This window comes from Chryseobacterium sp. IHB B 17019 (assembly GCF_001456155.1).
Classification (GTDB): Bacteria; Bacteroidota; Bacteroidia; order Flavobacteriales; family Weeksellaceae; genus Chryseobacterium.
Genome location: NZ_CP013293.1, coordinates 1,459,909 through 1,473,177, shown reverse-complemented (window position 1 = coordinate 1,473,177; position 13,269 = coordinate 1,459,909). Strand labels below are relative to the sequence as shown.

General features: G+C 35.2%; 12 protein-coding genes. 8 read left to right on the top strand and 4 right to left on the bottom strand.

What is annotated here, in order from left to right; translation table 11 throughout:
• Window positions 1–4 precede the first annotated feature (4 nt).
• Both ATE47_RS06660 and pdhA read right to left on the bottom strand, forming a co-directional pair.
• On the bottom strand, window positions 5–1,618 hold the full coding sequence (locus tag ATE47_RS06660) for a pyruvate dehydrogenase complex dihydrolipoamide acetyltransferase (RefSeq protein ID WP_062161229.1): 1,614 nt from the start codon (window positions 1,616–1,618) through the stop codon (window positions 5–7).
• A gap of 87 nt (window positions 1,619–1,705) precedes the next feature.
• Window positions 1,706–2,707: a pyruvate dehydrogenase (acetyl-transferring) E1 component subunit alpha gene (gene pdhA / locus ATE47_RS06655; RefSeq protein WP_062161228.1), complete on the bottom strand. Its 1,002-nt coding sequence runs from the start codon at window positions 2,705–2,707 to the stop codon at window positions 1,706–1,708.
• Between the two features lie 126 nt (window positions 2,708–2,833).
• Between pdhA and ATE47_RS06650 the strand changes: the two genes are divergently transcribed.
• Genes ATE47_RS06650 through ATE47_RS06640 form a run of 3 tightly spaced genes read left to right on the top strand, consistent with a single transcriptional unit; the run spans window position 2,834 to window position 5,734 of the window.
• Window positions 2,834–3,442, top strand: a complete 609-nt coding sequence (locus ATE47_RS06650; RefSeq protein WP_062161227.1) for a phosphatase PAP2 family protein — start codon at window positions 2,834–2,836, stop codon at window positions 3,440–3,442.
• 1 nt (window position 3,443) lies between these two features.
• On the top strand, window positions 3,444–3,911 hold the full coding sequence (locus tag ATE47_RS06645) for a BlaI/MecI/CopY family transcriptional regulator (protein WP_062161226.1): 468 nt from the start codon (window positions 3,444–3,446) through the stop codon (window positions 3,909–3,911).
• Between the two features lie 35 nt (window positions 3,912–3,946).
• Window positions 3,947–5,734: a DUF4153 domain-containing protein gene (locus ATE47_RS06640; protein WP_062161225.1), complete on the top strand. Its 1,788-nt coding sequence runs from the start codon at window positions 3,947–3,949 to the stop codon at window positions 5,732–5,734.
• A 74-nt stretch (window positions 5,735–5,808) separates the two neighbouring features.
• On the opposite strand, the gene ATE47_RS06635 is transcribed toward ATE47_RS06640, so the two are convergent.
• Window positions 5,809–6,561: a PQQ-binding-like beta-propeller repeat protein gene (locus ATE47_RS06635; RefSeq protein WP_082632519.1), complete on the bottom strand. Its 753-nt coding sequence runs from the start codon at window positions 6,559–6,561 to the stop codon at window positions 5,809–5,811.
• Between the two features lie 140 nt (window positions 6,562–6,701).
• Window positions 6,702–7,106: an RNA recognition motif domain-containing protein gene (locus tag ATE47_RS06630; protein ID WP_062161223.1), complete on the bottom strand. Its 405-nt coding sequence runs from the start codon at window positions 7,104–7,106 to the stop codon at window positions 6,702–6,704.
• Between the two features lie 439 nt (window positions 7,107–7,545).
• Here ATE47_RS06630 and ATE47_RS06625 point away from each other — a divergent pair, with 439 nt between their 5' ends.
• The 5 genes from ATE47_RS06625 (at window position 7,546) to ATE47_RS06605 (ending at window position 13,269) form a co-directional block, all read left to right on the top strand.
• A complete protein-coding gene (locus ATE47_RS06625) occupies window positions 7,546–7,944 on the top strand; it encodes an acyl-CoA thioesterase (RefSeq protein WP_062161222.1) in 399 nt (132 codons plus the stop codon).
• Window positions 7,941–8,501 (top strand): helix-turn-helix domain-containing protein, encoded by a 561-nt coding sequence (locus ATE47_RS06620; RefSeq protein WP_062161221.1) that lies wholly within the window; start codon window positions 7,941–7,943, stop codon window positions 8,499–8,501. The genes ATE47_RS06625 and ATE47_RS06620 overlap by 4 nt, the downstream gene beginning before the upstream one ends.
• 177 nt (window positions 8,502–8,678) lie before the next feature.
• Window positions 8,679–11,528: a heavy metal translocating P-type ATPase gene (locus ATE47_RS06615; protein ID WP_062161220.1), complete on the top strand. Its 2,850-nt coding sequence runs from the start codon at window positions 8,679–8,681 to the stop codon at window positions 11,526–11,528.
• Window positions 11,529–11,546: 18 nt separating this feature from the next.
• Window positions 11,547–12,275: a DUF72 domain-containing protein gene (locus tag ATE47_RS06610; protein ID WP_062161219.1), complete on the top strand. Its 729-nt coding sequence runs from the start codon at window positions 11,547–11,549 to the stop codon at window positions 12,273–12,275.
• A 127-nt stretch (window positions 12,276–12,402) separates the two neighbouring features.
• Window positions 12,403–13,269, top strand: coding sequence for a polysaccharide deacetylase family protein (locus tag ATE47_RS06605; protein ID WP_062161218.1), 867 nt, complete (start codon window positions 12,403–12,405; stop codon window positions 13,267–13,269).

Below are 13,269 nucleotides of genomic sequence, written 5' to 3'. Positions count from 1 at the left end.
AAAATTACAGTAACAAAGTTAAAGGACTTTCTAAATATGTTTTTAATGTCTGTAAGAACTGAGCACCTGTAGCACCGTCTACCACTCTGTGATCACAAGCTAATGAAAGCTTCATGATATTTCCAACTACGATTTGTCCGTCTTTTACGATCGGTTTTTCTATAATTGCTCCTACTGAAAGGATCGCAGAGTTTGGTTGGTTGATGATACTTGTAAATGTTTCAATTCCGAACATTCCCAAGTTAGAGATAGAGAATGTGGAACCTTCCATTTCGTTTGCCTTAAGACCTTTAGATTTTGCTCTTCCGGCCATATCTTTTACAGCAGCAGAAATCTGAGTATAGTTCATCTGGTCTGTATTCTTAAGCACTGGAACTACCAATCCGTCAGGAATTGCAACCGCTACGCCAATATTGATATTTCCTCTGTGAATGATCTTGTCACCTGCCCAGCTTGAATTTACCTGAGGGTGTTTTCTTAAGGCAACTGCAGTCGCTTTAATGATCATATCGTTGAAAGAAATTTTGGTATCCGGTAAAGAATTGATTTCTTTTCTGGCCTCAATAGCTTTATCCATATTGATTTCTACCATTAAATAGTAGTGTGGCGCCGTAAATTTACTTTCCGCAAGACGTTTCGCAATGATACTTCTTACTTGAGAGTTTGGAGTTTCTGTATCTTCGCCCTGAACAAAACTTACTGCAACCTGAGCCGCTGGGCTTGCAGACGGAGCTGAAGCTGCGGGTTTTGCAGATGGCTGATAGTTTTCAATATCTTTTTTAACGATTCTTCCATTTTCACCCGAACCCTGAAGACTGTGAATATCAACTCCTTTATCCTCAGCCATTTTTTTAGCTAATGGAGAGATTGCAACTCTTTCAGAAGATGAAGAACTTACAGCCGGAGCTGCTTTTTCTTCTACTTTAGCTTCAGTTTTTTGCTCAGCCGGTTTTTCTGCTGATTTGGTTTCTGTTTTTGCTGCACCAACTCCTGAAACGTCTGTTCCTTCAGGTCCGATGATAGCTAATACAGAATCCACAGGAGCTGCGCCACCTTCTTCAACACCTTGCTTCAACAGTACTCCATTAAATTCAGATTCAAAATCCTGAACGGCTTTATCTGTTTCGATCTCAGCAAGAAGATCACCTTCTTTTACTGTATCGCCTACATTTTTGTGCCATTTCGCCACTTTACCTTCTGTCATTGTATCAGAAAGTCTCGGCATTGTAATCACTTCTACTCCTGCAGGAACTTCCGCAGAAGTTTGCTCTACGCTTGTAGCATTATTTTCTGTTTTATTTTCTTCTTCAGATTTTTTCTCTTCAGAGACACTTGCAGACGGAGCAGCAGCCCCACCCGTTAATCCTGAAATATCTTCTCCTTCATTTCCGATAATTGCCAGCACAGAATCTACAGCTGCAGCATTTCCTTCTTCTACACCTACATACAGAAGAGTTCCGTTCATTTCAGATTCAAAATCCTGAACCGCTTTATCTGTTTCGATTTCAGCTAAAATATCTCCTTCCTTTACTGTATCTCCTACTTTTTTATGCCATTTTGCCACCTTTCCTTCCGTCATTGTATCGGAAAGACGTGGCATTGTAATTACTTCTGCCATAATTTTCTAATATGATAATTTGTTAATGTGATGATGTGAGAATTAAAAATAATTAACTCATTTTGAAATTCTCAAATTATCTAATTATTAATTTTCTAATTTGTCTAAGAATGGATAATCTTCCTGTGCGTACACATACTCATAGATTTTTCCTGGATCCGGATATGGAGAATTTTCCATGAACTCGATGCATTCTTCAACGAAATCTCTTGATTTGTTGTCCATTGCTTCCAATTCCTCTTCAGTTGCCCAGTTATTAGATAAAATTCTTGACTTTAACAACTCAATTGGATCATCATTTTTGTGGATAGCAACTTCATCCTTAGATCTGTAGGGCTCAGCATCAGACATAGAATGTCCTCTGAAACGGTAAGTTCTGGCCTCGATGAAAGTTGGCCCGTCTCCTCTTCTTGCTCTTTCGATCGCTTCATAGGCAGCTTCCGCTACTTTTTCCGGATCCATTGCATCTATTGCAAGACAAGGCATTTCGTATCCTAAACCTAATTTGTAGATATCTTCGTGGTTGGCTGTTCTTTTTACGGAAGTTCCCATTGCATACTGATTGTTTTCAACAACAAAAACAACAGGTAATTTCCAGTTCATGGCCATGTTAAACGTTTCATGTAATGAACCCTGTCTTGCAGCTCCGTCTCCGAAGAAACAGATATTTACAGCTTTTCTATCAAAATACTGATCTGCAAAAGCAATTCCGGCTCCTAAAGGGATTTGCCCTCCAACGATACCGTGTCCCCCATAAAATCTGTGCTCTTTGCTGAAAATGTGCATAGATCCACCCATACCTCCGGATGTACCTGTAGCTTTACCACAAAGCTCTGCCATGATTCTTTTCGGATCTACCCCCATCGCCATTGGATGGATGTGGCATCTGTAAGCGGTGATCATACTATCTTTAGTTAAATCCATTGCATGAGTGAATCCGGCAGGGATTGCCTCCTGACCATTATACAAATGTAAAAAACCTCTGATTTTTTGTTTTAGGTAAAGAGAACGGCATTTGTCTTCAAACCTTCTCCACATTGTCATATCTTCATACCACTTCAGGTATACCTCTTTAGAAAATTCTTTCATGTGTTAGCCTTTGCTTATTTATTATGAAATAGTTGAGCAAAATTATAAAAAAAACTTTGTTTTTATTGTATATCGATCAATTGTTTTTTTAGTTATAATATTATATTTACATTATCAAACTTAATTATGGAAGAAAAGCAGCCTTCAATTATTCATAAAGCATCAAAAATTATCTCTGATTTTTTCAATCCTCTGGTATCTTTGTTTATCTTTTTTGTTTTTATGAGCATTATGAGGTATTCATTAAGAGAGTCCGTACTTTATTTTCTTCCGATACTTTTAATGGTCATTTTACCTGTAATCATCTGGCTGGTCTGGAATGTAAAAACCGGCAGATATACGAATATGGATGTTTCCAACCGGATCCAGCGAAAGACTTTATATATCTTCATTGCAGTGTGTGTGGTTGCCTATCTTACCTTTAATTATTTTAAAAACGGGTATATTGATTTTGTAATGCTTTTTATTTTAATATTACTTTTTGCATTACAGATCAGCAATTACTTCATTAAAAGCTCTATGCATACGGCTTTCAATGTATTTGTTGCGGCTTTATTCTTTGCTTTACACATAAAGGTAGGATTTATCTGGCTGGGAATTGCAGTGTTGGTAGGTGTTACAAGGGTTATTTTGAAAAGACATACTCCGCAGGAAGTATTGATGGGTGCCGCGATTGCTTTTGTGGTATCTTTTATTTATTTATATTGCAATATACAATTCAACAGTGAGATCTGATATGAAAATAAATCACCTGACGTCTGCGGAAGAGACCTTAATGAGACTATTCTGGAAGCTGGAATCCTTTTATTTAAAGGACATTATGGAACAACATCCGGAGCCCAAGCCACACCAAAATACAGTTTCCACCTATTTGAAAATCCTGGTTGAAAAAGGATATTTATCTACTGAAAAAGAAGGAAGAATCTTTAAATACAACGTTCTTGTACCTTTAAAGGATTACAGAAATTTCTTATTAAAGGAACTTTTGCATCATTTTTTTAATAATTCAGGGAAAGAAATTTTACAGTCTTTGATTCTTGAAAACCTTATTTCTGAAGAAGATCTGAAAGATTTCAATCTTACTATTGAAATACCGCCGGCAAAATCAAAAGAACCACATTTTGAATATGTCAACGAAATCCTGAATCCTAAAAAAGATAAGAAGAAGGACAAAAACAAGAAGAAAAAGAAGAAAAAGGATTAATCCAAATAATAAATTACCAGAAAAACACTAAAACCATGAAAAAATTAAAAGAGACCCTAAGCCGCGCGAATGAGGTTATTTTCCAATATCCAATAGTTCTGGTAATGGCTCTCCTGGCCTCAGTCGGGGCGATTTGTATGTTTGAAAACGATAATGATAAGGATTTATTTTTCGTCTATTCCAAATTCACCATCTGCGCATGCCTGGGAATTTCTTTGATGTTTGCCTTAAAAATGCTGTCTCAAAGAATCGGAAAGACTTTACTGTTGCAGCTTTTGGGAATCATTTTCCTTATCGGCTTTTATTTTATCCTGCCCGAAAAGCAGAAGGATTTCACAGAAGTCTACGGGTTTATCATTGCTGTTACGGCACTTTTGAGTCATTTATTAGTTTCTTTCGTTGCATTTTTGGAAAAAAACAAAGAGCTTGGATTTTGGCAATATAACAAAAACCTGTTTGTCAATATCTTTCTCACAGCCGTATTTACGGGCGTCTTGACCGGTGGTGTCGAATTAGCTATCCTGGCTGTTGACAAGCTTTTTGATTTCAATTTTAATGATAATCTTTACGTTGATACCTTATATGTGCTTGCCATTTTCGGAAGCTGTTTTATTTTCTTATTATTCAACGAAAAAGGTTTATATACGCTTGAAAAGGACGGGACTTATCCTATAATTTTAAAGTTTTTCACACAATTTATATTAATTCCTTTATTGCTTATTTATGTAGTTATCCTTTATTTTTACTCTTTTAAAATCCTGATCAACTGGGAACTTCCAAGAGGTTGGGTTTCATACCTTATTTTGGCATACAGTATCGTTGGGATTCTGGCGCTGCTTCTCGTTTATCCGTTAAAGGAAGAACATGCAAAATCTTGGGTTAAAATCTTTTCAAAAGCGTTTTATTTCACTATTGTTCCGTTAATTATTTTACTTTTTGTAGCTATTTTTACAAGGATCTTGGAATACGGCTACACAGAACCGAGATATTTTGTACTGCTTCTGGCTTTATGGCTGTTGAGTATCATTATTTACTTTATTTTCAATAAAAAAGCAACTATAAAGTTTATACCTGTCAGCTTATTCATATTTGCCCTTTTTGCTTTGATTTTTCCTTATTTAAATGCTTTCAGCGTAGCCAAAAGAAGTCAGAAAAACGAACTTTTAAAGGCTTTGAATGACCACAAGCTTTTAGATAACGGTAAGATAAATTTCAACAAAAAAATTACGGATACAATCAGTATTGAAATAGCAGATAAATTTGAATTTTTAGCCCGAAGAAAGCAAGGTGAATTTTTATTAAACCTATTAAATAAACAAGATCAGGCAAAATTAACAGAAACTATCAAAAAAGGTAATTTTTATAGTGTAAGATATGATATTCAGGACAAATTTTCTGATGTCCACAAAACATCTAAAACCAGGCCTGATGAAGTACAGCGAATTATGATTGTCCCGGAAAAACAGTCAATAGCAATCGGCGATTATCAATATTTACTCAACTTTTCCAGGTATGATGATGAGCCAAAAACATTGAACAGCGATGAATTTAAAATAGTAGATCAGCTAACTGAAAAATCTTCATTAAAATTACTATTAAACTCTAAGGATGAAGTAGATTTCGGCCCTCAAATTTTAAAATTATTTAAAGAAAATAAAGAAAAAAGAGGAACGGTAAAAGTTCCTGAACTTAGCATGGAAACTGACTTGGGTATGTATCATGTCAAGCTGATTTTTAAAGATATTATGAGTGAAAAACAGCCTTACAACAATCGGGTGAATATCTATTATACTGACGCTTACTTACTGATAAAATTAAAATAAGATTCAGTTTAATTCAAAATTTTGACAATAAAAAAGCATTACTTTTTGTAATGCTTTTATTTATATAAAGAGTATTAATATCGTTGTGTTCCAGAACTCCAGACCGGCGAAGAACCCGCATAAATAACCAGATTGCCATCATCTTGAATATCCAGTCTTGTTGCTCCTCTATTGGAAGTATTGGAAGTCCACACTGCTCTGTTATAAGAATCGTAAACAACCAGATTTCCGTCATTCTGGAACTCTGCCCTGCTGCCTTTATTGTCCGTTCCTGCTCCCCAAACCGGATCACCGTTATTATTTGATAAAACTAAATTTCCGTCGTTTTGAAATGCAAGGTAGTAATTGCGGTTAGCCGAAAAAACCTTACTTCCCCTGGTGAATTTATGTCCCGGGTTAAGATATCCTCCTCTAAATCCCCAACCATTGCCATTCCCGTTATCGGAGCCATTTTTAGACGCCCACAAAGCATTTGAATTACTGTAAATCACAAGATTTCCATCATCCTGTACAGCTAGTCTGTTGGCACGTTTTCCACTCGTGTTGGAAGTAAATGCAACGCCATTTCTCGGTGCGTACACTACCAGATTTCCATCGTCCTGAAAGCTGGCTTTTACTCCTCTTCCCTGTGTTTTGGATGCCCAGATTGAACTTCCGGCTCTGTTATAAAAAACAAGATTTCCGTCATTCTGAAATATAAGATAATATTGTCTGTTTGCTGACCAGTATTTCCTGTTTTGCTGTAGATCCTGGCCATTGTAGATGTTTTGTGCGCTTAATAATAATCCGCTGAACATCATTATTAATGCTAATAAATGTCTTCTCATTATAATAATATTTTAATTGGTTAAAAGTTTTCTAAAACTATGCCAATTTATGGCTGCTTATCAATCTAAGATACTAATTTAATGATATACTGTGAATTAATTATATAAAAAAAGCGGCTTATTTAAGCCGCTTATATTTTTTACCAACGTTTTCCGCCGTTTCCACCTCCGCTGTAGCCACCGCCACCGCTTCTGTTACCTCCGCCGTAGCCACCGCCACCGCTTCTGTTACCTCCACCGTAGCCACCGCCACCGCTTCTGTTACCACCTCCAGTGTTGTTACCAAAAGTTCTTCTTGGCTTCTCCTCTCTTGGTTTAGCTTCTGAAACGTTAAGTTCTTTTCCGTTAAATTCTTTCTGGTTAAGAGCTTCAATAGCTTGCTGTCCTTCAGCATCTTCCATTTCGATAAAACCGAAACCTCTTGAACGACCAGTTTCTTTGTCAGTAATGATTTTTACTGAAGAAACTTCTCCAAATTCTGAAAATAAATCTTGCAACTCATAATCTTTAGTTGCGTAATTGATGTTTGAAACAAAAATGTTCATCTGGGTTAAAAAATTAAAAATGTTAAAAATGATTTGGTTTATAAAAGAAAAACAACATAAAGTAATGAACAAATATTGATTCCAAATATAGACTGATGCAAGTTACAATTAATAATTTTATTTCAAAATTTTTTTTGAATAATTTTAATAAAATTTTCATCCAAATTTTTATTTTGTTAAAAAGTATTAATTTTTCATTAAAAAAATATGAATATTTATTAAAATATAACATTATTACTAATAAAATACAAAAAATGAAATCCGTTTGAAAACAATGATTTTAAAGAATTTAAACAGTTTTAAATGAAAATTTAAACCATAATTAGGTAATACGCTCAAAAAACAATCGAATATATAAATAATACTGTTTTACTAACTAAATCCAAATTCTTTCATAGTGCTGTTTTTTGCGCTAAATTTGTGGTGCAAATTATTCAATATGAACTATCACACCAGAAAATGGGTAAAACCAGAAGACCTGAATCCTAATCACTCTCTTTTTGGAGGAAGATTACTGCAGTGGATTGATGAAGAGGCCGCACTTTACGCCATTATTCAATTGGAAAATACAAAAGTCGTTACAAAATTTATTTCAGAAATTAATTTTGTGAGCTCAGCAAAACAGGGAGATATTATAGAAATCGGGATTGAAGTGATGAAATTCGGTTCTACTTCTCTTACGCTCGCCTGTGAAGTGAGAAATAAAATGACGCATCAGACCATCATTACTGTTGATAAAATCGTTATGGTAAACCTTGACGAGGATGGCAATCCTTCACCTCATGGAAAAACAAAAGTCGAGTTTGTAAAAGACAGGCTAAATCAGAATCGGTTATGAAAATTTTTGTAAAAAATATGGTCTGCAACAGATGTATTTCTGCTGTTTCAGCTATTTTTAATGAAATTAATATTAAGGTTAAAAGTATTAACCTTTGTGAAGTTGAAACAGAATCTGAAGTTTCGGATAAAGATCTTTCCACTATAGAAAATCTTTTACAGGAAGCAGGATTTGAACGAATAAAAGACTCTGCACATCAGCTTATTGAGAAAATTAAAAATTTTATCATCATAAAAATCAGTGAACTTGATATTGATGAAAATTTTCTTTTATCCGAATTTTTAAGTTCAAAACTTCATAAAGATTACAGCTCACTTTCAAAGGCTTTTTCCCAAAACGAAAATATTACATTAGAACAGTTTTTTATCCTCCAAAAAATTGAAAAAGTAAAAGAACTGCTTCTTTACAATGAACTTACCTTAACGGAAATCGCCGGAAAACTAGGCTACAAAAGCGTTCAGCACCTATCTTCACAATTCCGGAATATCACGGGCTTCACTCCCACCGAATTTAAAAAGTTGAAAGTCCACAGTAGAAAGCCGTTGGATCAAGTTTGAGAGGGTTAGCGTTAGAGGGTTATAGAGTTGTTTACTAAAGCCCTCAAACGCTACAACTCTATAACCCTTAAACCCTCCTACTCGAATTCTCGATCAAAATTCTATAAACATTATCCTTAAATTTATAACAAGCTTCCGTTTACATTGTAGAAATTTGTACTATAAATTGAAAGGATCATGGAACAACAATATAAAATACTTGGAATGACCTGTTCTGGCTGTCAGAAAAAAATCTCTGAAAAGCTGAACAGTATCGAAGGAATAAAAGCTGATGTCAATCTTGAAAACAACACAGCAACGATAGTTTCTGATAAAGAAATTGAATTAAATACTTTAAATAAGGCTCTTGAAGAAGTCGGAAATTACAAGCTTGAAGACCCCAACAATCCCGAAAAAGCATTTGTGAAACCGCAAGACAGGATTTCACCATCTTCCGTATACTATTGTCCTATGGAATGCGAAGGGGAAAAAGTCTATTTTCAGCAAGGAAAAAGGTGCCCCGTATGTAATATGTTCTTGGTTCCAATAGAGGAAAAGCTAGCAAAAGCCCCAAATTTTAAACCAACCTATTCTTCCACAAACCTGCCTGAAAATTTCAAGGATAATATTGGGAAATATTACTGTCCAATGTTTTGTGAAGATGATAAAATCTACCCCGAAAAAGGTGATTGTCCCGTTTGTCACATGCATCTTGAGGAAATTACAGAAACCCTGGTTGAAAATTCGCAAACTCATTCACATCATTCCCACCATTCACACGACCACGGCCATCATCATGAAACACCGATGGTTACAGATGAAATGGCAGGAAAATATTATTGCCCGATGTATTGTGAAGGTGATAAAGTTTACGACACCAATGTTGGCTGCCCTGTTTGCGGAATGGATCTGGTAAAATATCCCGAAAAGAAAACCGCAAAATATACATGCCCGATGCACCCGGAAATTATTCGTGATGAGCCGGGAAATTGCCCGATTTGCGGCATGGATCTGGTAAGAATGCCCGATAAAGAAGGTGATGAGGACGAAACTTACAATATTTTAAAAAGAAAATTCACCATTTCTTTATTATTCACCATTCCGGTTTTTATTCTTTCGATGGGTGGAATGTTTTTTAATTTTCCATTTTCACACCAGGTTCAAGGTGTTATAGAATTGATTTTAACGCTTCCTGTTTTATTTTATTCGGGTTGGTTTTTAATGAAAAGAGGCTGGGTTTCTTTCAAAACATGGAATTTGAATATGTTCAGCCTTATTGCTCTGGGAGTCGCCGCAGCCTTCATTTTTAGCATTGTAGCGTTGGTTTTTCCGGATATTGTACCGCATGAAATCCGTGGTCACAATCATGAGATTCCACTTTATTTTGAAGCTGTTTGTGTGATTTTGACATTGGTAATTTTGGGTCAGCTCATGGAAGCTGCAGCACATAAAAAAACAGGGAATGCGATCAGGGAATTATTGAATCTTTCGCCTGATGAAGCCAATCTTATCATAAATGGTGAGGAGAAAAAAGTGCTTCTTTCTCATGTGAAAATCGGCGATTTATTAAAGGTAAAACCGGGTGAAAAAATTCCTGTTGACGGAAAAATAACGGAAGGAAATTCTTACGTTGATGAAAGTATGATTACAGGAGAGCCCGTTCCTGTAGAGAAAAGTATCAATGATAAAGTTTCTTCGGGAACCATCAACGGAAATCAGGTTTTCATCATGAAAGCTGAAAAAGTAGGTGATGAAACGCTGCTTTCACAAATCATTAAAATGGTCAACGAAGCCAGCCGAAGTAAAGCCCCGATCCAGAAATTAACGGATAAAGTGGCTAAAGTTTTTGTCCCGACTGTCATTTTAATTGCTGTATTAACCTTTGTTTTATGGCAGTTTTTCGGGCCGGAAGGTAAGAAAAGCCTGTTCGCTTTTGTTAATGCGGTTGCGGTTTTAATTGTTGCCTGTCCATGCGCTTTAGGTCTGGCAACACCCATGTCATTGATGGTTGGGATTGGTAAAGGAGCAAAAAATGGTATCTTAATTAAAAATGCCGAAGCACTTGAACAAATGAATAAGGTAAACGTCCTAATTACCGATAAGACAGGTACTTTAACTGAAGGAAAACCATCTGTGGAGTATATTGAAACTATTAATAATGAAAACAATTCAATATTAAAATTAGCCTATTCATTAAATCAGAATTCCGAGCATCCTTTATCCAATGCTGTTATTAAAAAAGCAAGAGATAAAAATATTTTACCGGAAAAAGTAGAAAACTTTGAAAATATTTCAGGAAAAGGAGTAAGGGGAAAAATCAATGGAAAAACTACCTATCTCGGAAACGAAAGCTTGTTAACTTCAAATCAAATTTCAATCCCTGAAAATCTTAAGCAAAAAGCGGTTGAAGTCCAGTCAAAAGCTCACACCATCTCTTATGTAGCGCAGGAAAACGAAGTATTGGGATTCATCAGTTTTACGGATAAAATCAAGGAAACTTCTAAAAAAGCAGTTCAACAATTATTAAGTGAAGGAATTGATATTATCATGATGACAGGCGATAATGAACATACCGCCAAAGCCGTTGCAGACGAACTGGGAATCAAACATTTTAAAGCAAACTGCCATCCTGAGGATAAATTAAATGAAGTCAAAAAACTACAGCAACAAGGGAAAATTGTAGCCATGACCGGCGATGGGATTAATGACTCCCCTGCTTTGGCTCAGGCAAATATCGGGATTGCGATGGGTACGGGAACGGATGTCGCCATTGAAAGTGCAGAAATTACACTGCTGAAAGGTGACATTTTAGGCGTCGCAAAAGCTAAACTATTGAGCGAAAAGCTTTTGAAAAATATTAAGGAAAATCTGTTTTTTGCTTTTATTTATAATGTTTTGGGAGTTCCGGTTGCGGCAGGATTATTGTATCCGTTTTTTGGTATTCTCTTGTCACCGATGATCGCGGCTGCGGCGATGAGTTTCAGCTCTTTATCTGTGATTTTGAATTCATTACGGCTGAATTCCGTTAATCTGGATATTAAAAATTGATTTAAAGATTTTTAAACTATGAAAAAAGAAGATCTCTATATCGGGTGTTCAGGTTTTTATAATAATGACTGGAAGGGTTCATTATATCCTGAAGATGCAAAAAGCAAGAACTTTCTTTCGCTGTATTCTCAGAAATTCAATTCAGTGGAGATCAATTCTACTTTTTACAGGAAGCCAACTTCAAAAACCCTTTTGAAATGGGCAGATGAAACTCCCGATGATTTTAAATTTTTCATTAAAATTCCAAAAACAATTTCTCATGAAAAGCGTTTGAAAGATTGTAAAGAAGAAATTTCAGAATTTTGTAATCTTATTCAAGCCAGTTTGAAAGAAAAAGTTTCCGGATTTTTGTATCAATTCCCTCCATCCTTTAAAAATAGCCAGGAAAATATTGATTTAATTCTTACTAATCTTGATTTTAATTTTTTAAATGTAATTGAATTCCGTCATGAATCCTGGTGGCGAAATGAAATTTTTAAAATTTTAAAAGAACATAATATTGTATTTTCAGGGGTAACTTTTCCCGGAAACCTATCGGAGGACGTTATTGTCAATCATCCTGAAATTTTATATTACAGACTTCACGGAAAACCAATTCTTTACAAATCTGAATATAGTGAAGAATTCCTCCATAATTTAGCTGAAAAAATTAAAGCAAATCAAAAGAAAACATTTATATTTTTCAACAATACCTGGGGAGATGCAGCAATAAAAAATTCTTTGTATTTAAAGAAAATTCTCGAATAATCTTTGTCGCAAAATATAATATTAAAATAAGCTTAAAAGTAAAATTTCAGGAAGAATCGGCATAGATTTTGTTAATATTAATTAGGAGATTTTAACAATTTTTAACAAATAAATTCCAATTACTTTTATGAGAAAAACTTTTGCGGAAAAGTCTCGAAATAAGACTTTTCTTGGGATGCTTGCAGTGATGAGTGCAACGTCAATTTTATTTCACGGTTGCAGCCGGAAAAATGACAAAAAGGAATCTGAAAAACTGATTCCGAAAGAACATCCCGTCGCAAAAATAATCCTCAAAACCGACAAAGAAAATATAGATTCTGACAAACGTGTTATTTATCTCACTTTCGATGACGGACCAAACCAGGGAACAGAAAATCTTCTCAGAATTTTGAATAAAAGAAACGTCTGTGCCACCGCTTTTCTGGTTGGCAAGCATGTTTACGGAAGCAAAAGGCAAAAAGACGATCTTGAGCTTTTAAGAAAAGATCCATTGGTAGAGCTCGCAAATCACAGCTTTACCCATGCCCATAATAAATACACAGATTTTTACAAAAACCCGGAAGCTGTAGTAAATGATTTTAATATTGCTAAAGACAGCTTAAAATTATACGATAAAATTGCCAGAACTCCGGGAAGAAATATCTGGCGTTTGAACAATATTAATGTTACGGATCTTAAAAGTTCAGCAGAAGCGGCAAACAAGCTTAAACAGGCAGGCTACAAAGTAGTTGGCTGGGATTTGGAATGGAAGCCCACCAACAAAATGGTATTGAAAGGAAAACATGAAGAAATGCTGAAAAAAGTAGACAGCATTTTTTTTAATGACCTGGAAAAGACTTCAAGACACCTTGTTTTTCTCACTCACGATCAGTATTTAACGGATACGGATTCTGTTAATGAATTAGATTTATTTATTGAAAAACTACAGAAGAGCAACCGGTTTGTTTTCAAGAGAATATCCGAATATCCGAAGATTAATGAAGTTTTGAATTGA